This window comes from Pseudomonas sp. S2_B10, from assembly GCF_054668425.1.
The window spans coordinates 764457-779998 of sequence record NZ_CP162768.1; the positions used below are offsets into that span (position 1 = coordinate 764457).

Consider the following 15542-nt stretch of genomic DNA (forward strand, 5'->3'; position numbering starts at 1 on the left):
CCTCTTCGCGAGCAGGCTCGCTCCCACAGGGGATCGATCGTTCCCACGCTCCGCGTGGGAACGCAGCCCGGGACGCTCCGCGTCCCTACAGAGCCGAACGCGGAGCGTCCGTTGAGGCATTCCCACGCAGAGCGTGGGAACGATCATGGTAGGGGCTTTGGGCCTTAGTCAGCCAAACGCCAGGTAGTCCCACCCTTGCCATCTTCCAGCACGACACCCATCGCCGTCAGCTGATCACGAATCCGGTCCGACTCGGCCCAGTCTTTCGCCGCCCGAGCTGCCAGGCGCGCCGCAATCAGCGCATCAACCTCAGCCGCATCGACCCGCCCTTCAGCGCCCGCCTGCAGGAAGTCATCGGCCTCAAGTTGCAACACACCCAGCACACTCGCCAGTTCTTTCAGACGTGCCGCCAGCCCCGCCGCTGCATCGAGATCGCTCTCGCGCAGACGGTTGATCTCACGCACCATCTCGAACAGCACAGCGCACGCTTCAGGGGTGCCGAAGTCGTCGTTCATCACCGTGGTGAAACGCTCGACGAACGCCTCGCCACCGGCCGGCGCCACGCTCGGCAGGCCTTTCAGCGCATGGTAGAAACGCTCCAGTGCGCCCTTGGCGTCCTTGAGGTTGTCTTCCGAATAGTTGATCGCGCTGCGGTAGTGGCTCGAGACCAACAGGTAACGCACCACTTCCGGGTGGTACTTGTCGAGCACGTCGCGGATGGTGAAGAAGTTGTTCAAGGACTTGGACATCTTCTCGCCATTGATGCGAATCATCCCGCAATGCATCCACGCGTTGGCGTAGGTCTTGCCGGTGGCCGCTTCGCTCTGGGCGATTTCGTTTTCGTGGTGCGGGAACTCCAGGTCGCTGCCGCCGCCATGAATGTCGAAAGTCTCACCGAGGCAGCAGGTCGACATCACCGAGCACTCGATGTGCCAGCCCGGACGCCCGGCGCCCCATGGCGATTCCCAGCTCGGCTCGCCCGGCTTGGCGGCTTTCCACAAAACGAAATCGAGCGGGTCTTGTTTCGACTCGTCGACCTCGATGCGCGCACCGATGCGCAAATCTTCGATCTTCTTGCGCGACAGCTTGCCGTAGCCCATGAACTTGGCGACGCGATAGTACACGTCGCCATTGCCCGGCGCGTAGGCGTAGCCCTTGTCGATCAGGGTCTGGATCATCGCGTGCATGCCAGCGATGTGATCGGTGGCGCGCGGTTCCATGTCCGGCTTCTGGATGTTCAGGCGCGCTTCGTCTTCGTGCATCGCGGCGATCATGCGCTCGGTCAGCGCTTCGAACGACTCACCGTTCTCGCGGGCGCGATTGATGATCTTGTCGTCGATGTCGGTGATGTTGCGCACGTAGGTCAGGTCATAACCGCTGAAGCGCAGCCAGCGCGTCACCAGGTCGAACGCAACCATGCTGCGGCCGTGGCCGAGGTGGCAGTAGTCGTACACGGTCATCCCGCAGACGTACATGCGCACCTTGTTGCCATCCAGCGGCTTGAAGACTTCTTTGCTCTTGGTGAGCGTGTTGTAGATCGTTAGCACGTTAGTTCCTTGACTCACTCACTGGCCCCACGAATCACGCAGGGTCACGGTACGGTTGAATACCGGCTGACCGGGTTTCGAGTCCTTGAGGTCCGCGACAAAGTAGCCTTCGCGCTCGAACTGGAAACGGTCTTCCGGCTGTGCGTTGCCGAGCGATGGCTCAGCGCGACAACCGGTCAGCACTTGCAGCGAGTCAGGGTTGATGTTGTCGAGGAAGCTGGCGCTGTCTTCGGCCTTCTCCGGGTTCGGCGAACGGAACAGGCGATCGTACAGACGTACTTCGCACTCGACGCTGGCGGCGGCCGGCACCCAGTGGATCACGCCCTTGACCTTGCGCCCTTCCGGGTTCTTGCCCAGGGTGTCCGGGTCGTACGAGCAACGCAGTTCGACGATGTTGCCGTCGGCGTCCTTGATCGCTTCGTCGGCGCGGATCACGTAGCTGCCACGCAGACGCACTTCACCGGCCGGTTCCAGGCGCTTGTAGCCCTTCGGCGGCTCTTCCATGAAGTCTTCACGGTCGATGTAGATTTCCCGGGCGAACGGCAGCGCGCGCACGCCCATGTCTTCTTTCGGGTGGCGTGGCAGTTCGAGGTTTTCGACCTGGCCTTCCGGGTAGTTGGTGATGACCACTTTCAGCGGACGCAGCACGCACATGGCGCGCGGGGCGCTGTGGTCGAGGTCGTCACGGATGCTGAATTCGAGCATGCCGAAATCGACCACGCCGTCGGACCGGTTGGTGCCGATCATTTCGCAGAAGTTGCGGATCGATTTCGGCGTGTAGCCACGGCGGCGGAAGCCCGACAGCGTGGACATGCGCGGATCGTCCCAGCCGTTGACGTGCTTCTCGTCAACCAGTTGCTTGAGCTTGCGCTTGCTGGTGATCGTGTAGTTCAGGTTCAGACGGCTGAACTCGTACTGGCGCGGGTTCGCCGGCACCGGCAGGTTCTCCAGGAACCACTCGTACAGCGGACGATGGCTTTCGAACTCGAGGGTGCAGATCGAATGCGTGATGCCTTCGATGGCGTCCGACTGACCGTGGGTGAAGTCGTAGTTCGGGTAGATGCACCACTTGTCGCCGGTCTGGTGGTGATGGGCGTGGCGAATGCGATACATGATCGGGTCGCGCAGGTTCATGTTCGGCGAGGCCATGTCGATCTTCGCCCGCAGCACGCGCGCGCCGTCCGGGAATTCACCGGCCTTCATGCGCGCGAACAGGTCGAGGTTTTCCTCAACCGAACGGTCACGGAACGGGCTGTTCTTGCCCGGCTCGGTGAGGCTGCCACGGTATTCCTTGGCCTGCTCCGGGGTCAGGTCGTCGACGTAGGCCTTGCCGGCCTTGATCAGCTCGACGGCCCAGTCGTGCAACTGGTCGAAATACTGCGAGGCGTAGCGCACTTCACCGGACCATTCGAAGCCCAGCCATTTGACGTCGCTTTCGATGGCGTCGATGTATTCCTGATCTTCCTTGGCCGGGTTGGTGTCGTCGAAACGCAGGTGCGTGACGCCGCCGAACTCCTGGGCCAGGCCGAAGTTGACGCAGATCGACTTGGCGTGGCCGATGTGCAGGTAGCCGTTGGGCTCCGGCGGAAAGCGAGTCACGATCTGGGTGTGCTTGCCCGAGTCCAGGTCTGCCTGGATGATCGGCCGCAGGAAGTTGACCGGCACGGCAGGGCCGGACTTGGCATTCGAGGTAGGGTCGACAGTGGGCTTGCTCATAGGATCCTTGACGTACAGGTGCGCGGCCGCAAAGAGGGGCCAGACAAAACAAAGCCGCTATCATAGCCGATGCTGTCAAGGGCCTGACAGAGCAGCTCTTATAAAGGCATGCATTTAATCGCCGGGAAATGAAAAACCGCCTCGAAATTCGCGCCTGTCACGCTAAACTGCGCACCTTGGCCGAAGCAGGCTGAACCGGTTGTGGGGCTAAAGGTCCCAGAACCACGAATTCCCTATGAAGAGTAATGACCATGACTCAAGTCAAACTGACCACCAACCATGGCGACATCGTCATCGAACTGAACGCTGAAAAGGCGCCGATCACCGTTGCCAACTTCATCGAGTACGTCAACGCCGGTCACTACACCAACACCGTATTCCACCGCGTCATCGGCAACTTCATGATCCAGGGCGGCGGTTTCGAGCCTGGCATGAAAGAAAAGAAAGACAAGCGTCCAAGCATCCAGAACGAAGCGGACAACGGTCTCTCCAACGACAAATACACCGTCGCCATGGCCCGCACCATGGAGCCGCATTCGGCTTCGGCGCAGTTCTTCATCAACGTCGCCGACAACACCTTCCTCAACCACAGCGGCAAGAACGTGCAGGGCTGGGGCTACGCGGTATTCGGTAAAGTCACCCAGGGCACCGACGTTGTCGACAAGATCAAAGGCGTGTCGACCACTTCCAAGGCCGGCCACCAGGACGTACCTGCAGACGACGTGATCATCGAGAAAGCCGAGATCATCGCAGCGTGATATTGCTGATTTCAGACTTGCATCTGGAAGAGGAGCGCCCGGACATTACCCGGGCGTTTCTGGATTTGCTCGCCGGACGCGCCCGCTCGGCGAGTGCGTTGTACATCCTCGGCGACTTCTTCGAGGCGTGGATTGGCGACGACGCCATGACGCCCTTTCAGCGCTCCATCTGCCAGGCCCTGCGCGATTTGAGCGACAGCGGCACGGCCATATTCCTGATGCACGGCAATCGCGACTTCATGCTCGGCAAGGCCTTCTGCAAACAGGCCGGCTGCACATTGCTGAAGGACCCGAGTGTCGTGCAGTTCTACGGCGAGCCGGTGCTGCTGATGCACGGCGACAGCCTGTGCACCCGCGACGTTGGCTACATGAAGCTGCGCCGCTACCTGCGCAACCCGATTACCCTGTTCATCCTCCGTCACCTGCCACTGCGCAGCCGCCATAAACTGGCGCGCAAGCTACGCAGCGAAAGCCGCGCACAGACGCGGATGAAGGCCAATGACATCGTCGATGTCACCCCGGAAGAGATTCCGCGAGTGATGCACGAATTCGGCGTGAAAACCCTGATCCACGGCCATACCCATCGCCCGGCAATTCACAAGTTGCAGCTGGGTGAACAAGCGGCGAAGCGGATTGTGCTGGGGGATTGGGATCGTCAGGGTTGGGCGTTGCAGGTGGATGAGAGCGGGTATGCCTTGGCGCCGTTCGATTTCGCCCCGCCGCTGGCATTGCCGCACGGCTGAAGAGCTTTACCCCCTCACCCCAGCCCTCTCCCCCAGGGGGGCGAGGGGGAAAGGGAGCTGATCGCATGCAGTTCAAAACCTGAGTTCGACTCGGTATCGCAAGTCGATGTACCTCGAACATGCACCGCGGTCAGTCCCCTCTCCCTCCGGGAGAGGGTTAGGGTGAGGGGCTCTTGATTCTAGTGCCCCGAAGCTGCCGGCCCGGCCTTGGCGGCAAACGGCGGTTTCGCCAGCCATACAATCAAAATCAGCCCCATGAATCCCCACCCTAGCAACGTGAAGTAATCCACGGTCGAAAGCATGTACGCCTGGCTCGTGAGGATCTGGTCCATCTGCGCATACGCCGACTGACTCGCCCCACCCAACTGATTCAGGGTCTCGCGGGTGGCAGGCTCAAACGTGCTGATGCTTTCGCTCATATACGCATGATGCTGATCGGCCCGGCGAATCCAGATCCAGGTGGTCAACGACGCCGCAAAGCTGCCGCCCAGTGTCCGCAGGAACGTCGCCAGGCCTGCGCCATCAGCGATCTGGCTCGGCGGCAAGTCCGACATCAGAATACTCAGGGTCGGCATGAAGAACAGCGCCACACCGATACCCATGAACAACTGCACCAGAGCGATGTGCTGGAAGTCGACCTCGTTGGTGAACTCGGCGCGCATGAAACAGCTCAGGCCAATCGCCAGAAACGCAATGCCGGCGAGCAGACGCAGGTCGAACTTGTGCGCGTATTTGCCGACAAATGGCGACAGCAACACCGGCAGAATCCCGATCGGCGCCACGGCAAGTCCCGCCCAGGTCGCGGTGTAACCCATTTGTGTTTGCAGCCACTGCGGCAGGATCAGGTTGATGCCGAAGAACCCGGCGTAACCCAAGACCAGCACCAGCGTGCCGATGCGGAAGTTGCGATGGGCGAACAGGCGCAGGTTGACCACCGGATGGCGGTCGGTCATTTCCCAGATCACGAACACCGCCAGGGCGACCACGGAAATCGCCGCGCCGACGATGATGAAGTTCGATTCGAACCAGTCCAGGTCATTGCCCTTGTCGAGGATCACCTGCAACGCGCCGACGCCAATGATCAGCGTGATCAGACCGACGTAATCCATCGGCTGGCGACTGGTCACCACCGGCCGTTTCGCCAGTTGCGAACGCACCACCATCACCGCAAAGATGCCGATCGGTACGTTGATGAAGAAGATCCACGGCCAGCTGTAACTGTCGGTGATCCAGCCGCCGAGAATCGGCCCGGCAATCGGCGCGACCACCGTGACCATCGCCAGCAATGCCAGGGCCATCCCGCGTTTCGCCGGCGGATACACCGCGATCAACAGGGTCTGCGTCATCGGGTACAGCGGCCCGGCCACCAGGCCTTGCAGCACACGAAAGCCGATCAGCTCAGGCATCGAAGTGGAGATACCGCAGAGAAACGACGCCAGCACAAACAGCATCGTCGCCCACAGAAACAGCTTCACCTCACCGAAGCGGCGGCTGAGCCAACCGGTCAGCGGCAGCGCAATGGCATTGCTCACGGCAAACGAAGTGATGACCCAGGTGCCCTGCTCCGAACTCACCCCGAGGTTGCCGGAAATCGTCGGCAGCGCCACGTTGGCGATGGTCGTGTCGAGCACTTGCATGAACGTCGCCAGCGACAGGCCGATGGTGCTGAGCAACAGGCTGGGCGGCGTGAAAGAAGCGTTATTGCTCATTGTGAATCCTATGAAACCTGATGGTCGCTGCGGTCTGATGAACACAGCAGGCCCTGTGGTAACAGGCCCTTGTGGCGAGGGGATTTATCCCCGCTGGGTCGCGAAGCGGCCCCTCTTTTGGCTCAGGAAAAACGGGCCTGCTGCGCAGTCCAGCGGGGATAAATCCCCTCGCCACAGATAAATCCCCTCACCACAGATAACCGCTCACCACAGAGCCTACTTCTGATCCGGTGTGCTCTCAGCGCTGCGCGGTCTTGCCTGCTGCTGCGCTGTTGTCGTGAATCAACTGGGCAATCATCGCGTCCGCTTCGGCCAGTTGGCGCTCGTAGACGTTGGTGCTGAACGAGGCCTTTTGCGGCGGTTGCTGGGCCAGCACCGGGCCGCTCTGGTCGTGCAGATTGACCTCGACATTGGTCGACAGACCGACACGCAGCGGGTGCTTGGCCAGCTCTTCGGCGTTGATGTGGATACGCACCGGCACACGCTGAACAATCTTGATCCAGTTACCGGTGGCGTTCTGTGCCGGCAGCAAGGCAAATGCGCTGCCGGTACCGGCGCCGAGGCTGTCGACGGTGCCGCTGTATTTCACATCGCTGCCATAAATATCGGCCTCGATATCCACTGGCTGACCGATGCGCATGTCACGCAGTTGGGTTTCCTTGAAGTTGGCGTCGATCCACAGCTGATCCAGCGGAATCACCGCCATCAACGCGGTGCCCGGCTGCACGCGCTGACCGAGTTGCACGGTGCGCTTGGCGACGTAACCGGTGACCGGCGCGATCAAGGTGCTGCGCGCATTGGTCAGATAGGCCTGACGCAGATCGGCAGCCGCCGACATCACGTCTGGATGCGACGAGACCACGGTGTCGTCGACCAGCGCGCTGGTGGTTTTCAGTTGCTGTTTGGCGTTAGCCAGTGCGTTCTGCGCCGAGGTCAGGTCGTCGCGGGCGTGGGACAGTTCTTCCTGGGAAATCGCCCCGCCCTGAGCCAGATTTTTGCGGCGGTTGTAGTTGTCCTGGGCTTTCTGCACTTCGGCCTGCTGCGCGTTGACCTGGGCTTTCATGCCGTCGACGTTGCTGTATAAGCCGCGCACCTGACGCACGGTGCGGGCCAGTTTGGCCTTGGCACTTTGCAGGCCGACTTCGGCATCGTTGGGGTCGAAGTTGACCAGCACCTGGCCTTCCTGGACCAGATCACCGTCGTCAGCGCCGATGCTGACCACGGTGCCGGTGACCAGCGGTGTGATTTCCACGACGTTGCCATTGACGTAGGCATCGTCGGTGCTTTCGTTAAAGCGCCCGATGAACTCGTGATAGGCCCAGACGCCGGCAATGGCGAGCAGGACGACCACGGCGAGGGCCAGCAGCATCACCTTGCGTTTGCGCGGGTTGCCGGTGTCCGGGGTGTTGTCTTGAGCTTGGGTGTTTTCGGCAGTGGCCATGACAAATACCTTGAATTAATGGTGCGACGAGGCGGGGCTGGCGTTGGCTGCGTTCAGGTTTTCACCCTGAAAGCCGCCGCCCAGCGCTTGCATCAGTTGAATCGACAGGTCGATCTGCTCGGCATTGAGGGTCGCCAGCTGACGCTGGGCCTGGAGCAATTGCTGCTCGATGCTGAGCACGTCCAGGTAGTTGCCGATGCCGGAACCGTAACGCTGGACGACGGTGTTGTAAGAATCCTGAGCAATGTCGGTGGCATGTTGCTGCGCGCCGATCTGCCGGCCGATATCACGCAGCTGGTTGATGGTGTCGCCAACATCACCCAGGGCTTTCACCAGGCTTTTGTTGTACTGCGCCACCGCCAGATCGTAATCAGCGTCGCGCGCATCAAAGTTGGCGCGCAGGCGTCCGCCATCGAAAATCGGCAGCGATACGGTCGGCGCGATGTTGAAGAAGCGGCTGGCCGAACCGAACATCGCATCACCCAGCAACGACTCGGCGCCGGCCGAGGCCGACAGGTTGAGGTTGGGATAGAAGCGGGTTTTCGCCGCATCGATGTCTTTGCTCGCCGCCTCGACACGCCAGCGCGCCGCGACCAGATCCGGGCGGCGGCCGAGCAGTTCCGCCGGCAACACCGACGGCACCGCCACGGCGCTGGCTTGCAGAACTTTCGGTCGAGCGATTTCGTTGCCACGATCCGGGCCTTTGCCGAGCAATACCGCCAAGGCGATTTTCGCGCTGTTCAGGCGTTTTTCCGCGTCGATCAGGCTCGCTTGAGAACTGGCTTCCAGACTCTGGGTTTGCTGGAACTGGTACTGGCTGTCGATCCCCGAACTCAAGCGGCGCTGACTGAGGTCGAGCATTTGCCGGGTGCGCTTGAGGTCTTCGCTGGCAAGGTCGTAAACGATGTGCGCCTGACCGAGATCGCTATACGCACGGGCGACGTCAGCGGCAAGTGTCAGCTGCGCCGCCTGACGGTCGACTTCAGCAGCACGAGCCTCGCCGAGTGCGGCTTCCCAGGCAGCGCGCTGACCGCCCCACAAATCGAAGTTGTAATTGAAGCCGGCGCTGACATTGCGCACCGTCGCGTAAGCCCCGCCCTGCCCCAGCGGATCCTGATCACGAGCCAGCCGCGAACGGCTGATGCCGGCGCTGGCGTCGAGGGTCGGATAACGCTCGGCGTCGGCGGCATAGGCGGCGGCACTGGCCTGATGGGCGCGGGCTGCGGCGATCTGCATGTCCGGGCTGTCATGCAGGGCTTCGCGGATCAGGCCGTCGAGCTGCGGATCACCGAGGCTGCTCCACCAATCGCTTTTCGGCCACGCCGCCGGCGACAGGGTGACGCCTTCGAGAGACTGCGCTGTCTTCAGGCTCTTCGCGTCGAGGCGTTGGCCTTCGGTGTCGAGGCCGCTGTAATTGGCGCAACCGGTGAGGATCATCGCCGACAGCAACAGCGTCAGGCTGCTGCGCATGATTTTAGCGTTCATTGTGTTCACCCAAACGCTGGACGGTGATCGGGTCACCGGCGGCCAGGAGGATTTTCTTCAGGATGTATTCCAGGGTTTTCAACTCTTCGCGGGAGATCGCGCCGGCCAGCTCATTCATCGCATCGGCACCGATGTGCGGCAGACGATCAGCCAGTTGCTGGCCCTGCTCGGTCAGTTTCAACTGCACCTGACGCCTGTCGCCTTCGCTGCGCTGACGAAGCAGAAAAGCCTTCTGCTCGAGACGATCGAGCATGCGCGTCATCGACCCGCTGTCCAGCGACAGATGGCGGCACAGCTCGGCCGGCGTGTCGACGCCGAACTGGGCCATGATGATCAACACCTTGAACTGCGCGGCGGTGATGCCGTGGGGTTCCATGTGGGTATCGATGATTCGGTCCTTGAGCAACGCGGCACGACCGAGCAACAGGCCGAGGTGGCAATGTTTGAATTCTTCCGGAGTGAAATGCTTCATGGGTCGACCTGATGACTGCCTAGGCAGTGAATGTATGTCGAGATGTTACTGCTTAGGCAGCGAATGTCAACGCAATAGTTAGGGGGCTTTGTAATTAATCACTGACCGGCCACGCGGGATCGTTCCCACGCTCCGCGTGGGAATGCAGCCGGGGACGCTCTGCGTCCGTTTTTTTTGAGAGCCGGGACGCAGAGCGTCCCTTGAGGCATTCCCACGCAGAGCGTGGGAACGATCATTGGAGAGAACGCGCTCTAGAAATCCCGCTTGTAGAAAATATCCAGCGAACTCGCCACGCCGCTCGCCGCTTCGACGTAGACCTTCTTGCTCAGCTTGTAGCGCAAGGCGATGGTGCTGGCCGGTTCGAAGACGCCGACGCCGTAGCGCAGGCTGAGTTTCTCGGAGATGTTGCCGCTGGCGACGACGCTGGTGTCGTTGCCGCTGCCTTGGGTGTCGAGCTGGAAATCCTCAATGCCCAGATCCTTGGCCAGACCACTGGTGACCCCGGCGCTGCCCATCAGGCCCAGGCCCAGCGCGGCTTGCGCGAGCATGTTGTTATCTTCGCCGCTGGTGCTCAGCGGACGGCCCAGCACCAGGTACGACAGCGCCTGTTCCTGACTCATCGCCGGTTCGGAGAAGATCTGCGTGGTCGGTTGTTCGGCGCTGCCGCTCAGGCGAATGCCGGCGATGACGTCGTCGGTCTGGCGGATCGCTTCGATGTCCAGATACGGCTGGTCGATGGGACCGGCGAACAACAGACGCGCGCGACGCACGGTCAGGCGCTGGCCGTAGGCGCGATAGCGGCCGTCGTTGAGCCAGAGTTCGCCACGGGTGTCCATGTTGTCGCCGATGTGCACCTGACCTTGCAGATTGGCGGTCAGGCCGAAACCGGCAAAGCTCAGCTTGTCCTGGCCGACGATCACGTCGATGTCCATTTTCATCGCGATCGGTGGTTTGCCCTCTTCGGTCTGCGCGCCAACGATGATCGTGTCGTCGGAGACTTTTACCGTCGATGGCGGCAGCTCGCGCACGGTGATTTCGCCTTTCGGCACCAGCACCTTGCCAGCAACTTTCAGCTCATCGCCGGCCATGGAAATCTTCAGGTCCGGGGCCATTTCCAGTTTGGCGTAGGGCTCGACGCTGACCGGCAATTGCGTGCCCTTGAGCGCCAGATCGACCACCAGCGCCTGCCCCCAGGCGACGTTGCCGTTGAGGCTGCCCTTGCCAGTCTCGCCGCTGTTCCAGCCTCCGTCCAGGCGCATCGACTCGCCGGCGATCGCCGCAGTCAGTTGCAGATTCTGCAGCTCCATCGGCAGTTCGGCGCCGGACACTTCGCCATCGCTGAGCTGCACGGTGCCGTTGACCAGCGGTGCGAGCAAACCACCGGAGATCGTGCCACTGCCGTTGAGGCGGCCGGTGAGTTTCTCGACCATCGGTACAAACGGCCGCGCCACCGACAGATCGAGGCCGGAAAGACGGAAGGAGCCGCTCAGCGGTTTGTTTTTCGGCAGCGGATTGAGCTGCGCCTGGACCAGCAATTCGCCGAGTTTGCCGCCGACAAAATTGAGCTCGGTGTCGACCCGCTTGGGCGTGAGCTTGCTGCTGAGTTTGAGGGTCTGGTAGGGGAAATCCAGCCAGCGATCCTTGTCGCGCACGCGCAGGGTGCCGCCGCTGGCATCGACACTGACCACGCCGTTCGGGCCGCTGGCGGGCAGGTCCAGTTGCAGATCGGCGTTGAGCCGGCCCTGCCAGGCGAAGTCTTTGGGCAGCCATTGCGCAAGGCTTTCGATCGGGAATTGCTTGAGGTGATAACGCAGCTTAGGCTCGGGCATCAGGCGCTGATCTTCGCCACACAGGCTGGCATTGCCGGACAGCCAGCAATGCGCGCCGAAATTGATCTGGCCGTCCGCCAGGCGCTCCATTCTGGCCGGGCTTTGCAGCTTCCAGTCCTGGCCACCGGCCTGAATGTCGCCACTGGCCAAGCGTCCGCGCCAGTTGCCCTTGTCGAGATTGCCGTCCAGACCCAGCGCCAGTTTCAGCTTCGGTCCGATCAGGTCGAGGTTGAGTTTCTGGCTTTTGATATCGCCCTGAGCACTGGCGGTCAGGGTGCCCAGCGAGGTGTCGCCGGTCTGAATGCCGCTGCCTTTGAGATTGATCTTCGCTCGTTGCGCGCTGTCGAGCGTGGCGTCGAGGTTGAGGCTTTGCAGGCGATTGTCCTGGAAGGCCAGTTGCGAACCTTGCAGATCAAGCTTGCCCTGTGGCGCCTTCAGCGTACCGGCGACGTTGATCTGGCCGTTGATCTGCCCGCGCAATTGCGGCCACAACTGGGCCAGACGCGGCAGCTTGATGTCGATCTGTCCGCCGAGTTTGTCCTGCAGGCTGCCCTTGCCGTTGATGCTGTTGTCGCCGAGGCGGATCTGCAGAGCGTTGAGGTTCCAGCGCTCGCCCGCGCCGTCAGCCTTGGCCTGCAGAATCGCCGGTTGGCCGCGCAATTTGCCTTTGAGGTCGAGGACGGCGCTGAGGCTGAGCTGATCATTCTTCATTTCGCCCTTACTCTTCAACGGCCCGGCCAGAGTACCCGGCAGTTCGGCGACCCAGTACGCCGGGTTGAGCGCCGACAGATCCAGCGCAGTATCCCAGGCGATGCCATCGGCGAAGCGCACATTCACGTGTCCTTCGGCCTTGCCCTGCCCGGCCTGCATGACCAGTTGCGGCAAGGCGATCTGTTCCAGACTGCCACTGAACGGACTGCTCAAGGTGAACGCCCCGGCCGGGCCATCCAACGCAGCGTCGAAGTTGCCGAGGTACTGACCGTCGGTGTAGGACACTTCGCCAGTGAAAGTACGCAATGCGACTTGTGGCTCGTCGATCTCCGGATAGAGCCGGTGCCACGGGAAGTCTTGCCAGTTGATATTGGCCTGGGCGCTGAGACCCTTGCTCCAGTCGACATTGCCGGTGAGCTTGAGGCTTTGCGTGTCGTTGGCGTTGAGGTCGAGGCCGGCGATCTGCGCGCCGTTGGCGTCAACCTTGCCCTTGAGCAGCAGCGCCACCGGTGATTTCTCGGCGGGCAACGATGCGTTGCCGAGCAGTTGATAACCGTTTTTCAGGTCGCCTTCGCACGTGAGCACAAGCTGATTGAATTGCAGGGTGTCCGGCAGATCGGCGCTCGGCTTGAACGCGTCGCTGGTGATGCGCACCCTGGCCGGCAGGTTTTCCGCCAGCGCTTGCAGCTCGCCGTTCAACTGGCCGTCGAGGTAGCCGCGGCTGTCGGCGTGCAGGTTGAGGGTTTTCAGCAGATCACCTTCAACTTTCAGCGCCAGCGTCCACGGCTCGCTGCCGGGAGACGGCAAAGTCAAATCGCCCTGAATCGTCAGCGGCCAGTTGCCGCTCGGTTGCAGCAGGCCGGACAGGTTCAGGCTGAGCTCGTCGCGCTGCAATTTCACGCTGTCGATCTGCAGGCCTTGTGCGGTCCAGTGCGCCGCCAGTTGCAAGCCCTTGAGCTGTTCGCTGCCGTTGAACAACAGGCTGCCGACCTCGACGTCGCCCAATTCGATGGCCAACGGCAATTGCAGGTCCGGCAGTTTGATCGGGCCGCTCTCGGTGGTTTCTTCGCTCGGCGGGAATTGCAGGATCACCTGATCGGCCTTGAGCTGATCGATGCACAAGGTCATGCGCGTCAGGCACAGCGGCGACCAGGCGAAGATTGCCTTGTTCAGCTCGACGCGGCTGGTGTCCTGCTGCCACACCAGGTGATCGGCACTCCACTGCCCAGCGAGGCGACCGTGGAAATTCTCCACGCTCAAGCCGGGCACCAGGCCCAACGCCCACCGACTGCCAGCCTGCGTGCCAAGTAGCGCGGCCAGGCTCAAGACAATCAACACGACCAGCGCCAACAGCGTCAGCGCCGTTATTTTCACACCACGCTTCACAGCTCAGGCCCCATGGAAAAGTGCAGCCGGATGCCGCCGTCGTCGTCCAGCGCATGGGCCAGGTCAAGGCGGATCGGCCCGACCGGCGAGACCCAGCGCACACCTACACCGACCCCGGTCTTGAGGTCGGGCAGTTCGAGTTTGTTGAAAGAGTTGCCTTGGTCGACGAAGGTCGCGACCCGCCATTTCTCGGCGATCGAATACTGATACTCGACGCTGCCGGCAATCATGTAGCGGCCACCGATGCGGTCGCCGTCAGAGTTTTTCGGCGACAGGCTCTGATAGTCGTAACCGCGCACACTCTGATCGCCACCGGCAAAAAAGCGCAGCGATGGCGGAATCGAGTTGTAGCCGTTGGTGGCGCTGCCGCCGACCTGCACGCGGCCGAGCAGGCGGTGCCTGTCGAACACCGTGGTCAGGCCCTTGACCAGCGCGGTGCCGTATAAAAGGTTGTTGTCCGAACCGAGGCCTTCCTTGGCCACTTTGCTTTCGAAGCTCAGGCGATAGCCGTTACGCGGGTCGATGCGGTTGTCGCTTTTCAGGTAGGAATAACTGATGCCGGGCATGAGCAACGTGCTCAGGCCGGAGTCGTCGCCGAGTTCGTATTCTTCACGTTGCCATTTCAGCGAGATCACCCGCTGCCAGCCGCTGGGCAACTTGCTGTGCCATTCCGGGCCGAACGTCAGCAGCTTGCTGAGGGTGTCGGAGCCTTCGATGTCTTCGAACTGATAGCCGCCGGCCCAGCGCAGTTTGTCGGTCAATGGCGGGTCGAGCGGGATGTCGTAGAACAGCCCTACGTTCTGCCGGGGCGCCGAGAGCTCGGCCTCCCAGCCATAGCTGTCGCCCTGCGGGTTGACCCAGTGGCGCGTCCAGTTGGCCTTGATCCGTGGCCCGACGTCGGTCGAATAACCGAGGCCCAGGCCCATGGTGCGCGGCTTGCGCGTGTCGAGTTTGACGGCGACCGGAATCACATCGTTCTGCGCTGCCGTCGGTGCCGCGTCGACGCGCACGCCTTCGAAATAGCCGCTCGATTGCAGATCGCGATTGAGTTCGGCGATCAGTTCCGAATCGTAAGGCTCGCCTGCCTTGAACGGCACCATGCGTTGCAGCAGGTCTTCGTCGAACGGCGTGTCGCCCTCGAAACTGACTTTGCCCAGCGCATAGCGCGGGCCGCTGTCGTAGATCAATTCGATGTCGGCCACGCCCGCGCGGGGATCGACCATGAGTTTCTGGCTGGTGAAATGACCGCTGAAGTAACCGAAGCGCGAGGCCTGATTCTGGATCACGCGCTTGGCGTCTTCGTAACGGCCATGGTTGAGCACGGCGCCGGACTTGAGCAGGTCGCTTTTCGGCACGCGAAAGGATTTCAGCGAGGCCGCCGGGCCGTCGACGCGCACGGTGACGTTGCGCAGGCGAATCGGCTCGCCGGGATCGATGTTCAACACCAGACGCGGTTTTTCTCCGCCCTTGATGTCACTGTCGATCTGCGGCTGGTAGTAGCCCAGCGCCTGCGCCGCTTTGCGCGCCTGCTCTTCGGCGCCGCGACTGAAACGCAGCAAGGCTTCTTCGTCGCGATCGCCGAGGCTGCCGATATAGCCTTCTATATTGGCCTTGAGTTCATCGTTGGACGGCTTGATCCGTACATCCAATTCACTTTGCGCCAGCGCCGCGCAGCTGGATAACAGCATCAGCACGCCGCTGGTAAATCTTCGTGGAAACTTCATAGGCGCGGATGCTATCACGGG

The 15542-nt window shown here is 61.7% G+C and carries 10 protein-coding genes; 2 read left to right on the top strand and 8 right to left on the bottom strand.

Translation table 11 applies throughout. The features are described 5' to 3' along the window. Positions 1–164: 164 nt before the first annotated feature. Entirely contained in the window at positions 165–1547 is a 1383-nt protein-coding gene (gene cysS / locus AB4O45_RS03255) for a cysteine--tRNA ligase (RefSeq protein ID WP_073471310.1), read from the bottom strand. Positions 1548–1565: 18 nt separating this feature from the next. Continuing rightward, positions 1566–3263: a glutamine--tRNA ligase/YqeY domain fusion protein gene (locus AB4O45_RS03260; RefSeq protein ID WP_024013424.1), complete on the bottom strand. Its 1698-nt coding sequence runs from the start codon at positions 3261–3263 to the stop codon at positions 1566–1568. A 251-nt stretch (positions 3264–3514) separates the two neighbouring features. On the opposite strand from AB4O45_RS03260, the gene AB4O45_RS03265 reads away from it, so the two are divergent. Both AB4O45_RS03265 and lpxH read left to right on the top strand, forming a co-directional pair. Next, positions 3515–4021 (top strand): peptidylprolyl isomerase, encoded by a 507-nt coding sequence (locus AB4O45_RS03265; protein WP_253503322.1) that lies wholly within the window; start codon positions 3515–3517, stop codon positions 4019–4021. Further along, positions 4018–4764, top strand: coding sequence for a UDP-2,3-diacylglucosamine diphosphatase (gene lpxH, locus AB4O45_RS03270; protein WP_252876571.1), 747 nt, complete (start codon positions 4018–4020; stop codon positions 4762–4764). The genes AB4O45_RS03265 and lpxH overlap by 4 nt, the downstream gene beginning before the upstream one ends. Positions 4765–4943: 179 nt before the next feature. On the opposite strand, the gene AB4O45_RS03275 is transcribed toward lpxH, so the two are convergent. From AB4O45_RS03275 to AB4O45_RS03300, 6 genes are all read right to left on the bottom strand, one after another. Beyond that, positions 4944–6473: a DHA2 family efflux MFS transporter permease subunit gene (locus AB4O45_RS03275; RefSeq protein WP_024013426.1), complete on the bottom strand. Its 1530-nt coding sequence runs from the start codon at positions 6471–6473 to the stop codon at positions 4944–4946. 238 nt (positions 6474–6711) lie between these two features. Next, positions 6712–7914, bottom strand: coding sequence for an HlyD family secretion protein (locus tag AB4O45_RS03280; protein WP_016775298.1), 1203 nt, complete (start codon positions 7912–7914; stop codon positions 6712–6714). Between the two features lie 15 nt (positions 7915–7929). Next, entirely contained in the window at positions 7930–9399 is a 1470-nt protein-coding gene (locus AB4O45_RS03285) for an efflux transporter outer membrane subunit (protein ID WP_460161063.1), read from the bottom strand. After that, positions 9389–9871 carry a MarR family winged helix-turn-helix transcriptional regulator gene (locus tag AB4O45_RS03290; protein WP_056788847.1) on the bottom strand — a complete coding sequence of 161 codons (483 nt, stop codon included), beginning with the start codon at positions 9869–9871 and terminating at the stop codon, positions 9389–9391. Before AB4O45_RS03290 ends, AB4O45_RS03285 begins: the two co-directional genes overlap by 11 nt. 251 nt (positions 9872–10122) lie before the next feature. Continuing rightward, the gene (locus tag AB4O45_RS03295) at positions 10123–13797 is read right to left on the bottom strand and encodes a translocation/assembly module TamB domain-containing protein (RefSeq protein ID WP_460161064.1); all 3675 of its coding nucleotides are present in this window, start codon (positions 13795–13797) and stop codon (positions 10123–10125) included. Then, entirely contained in the window at positions 13794–15521 is a 1728-nt protein-coding gene (locus AB4O45_RS03300) for an autotransporter assembly complex protein TamA (RefSeq protein ID WP_095182082.1), read from the bottom strand. Before AB4O45_RS03300 ends, AB4O45_RS03295 begins: the two co-directional genes overlap by 4 nt. Positions 15522–15542 lie beyond the last annotated feature (21 nt).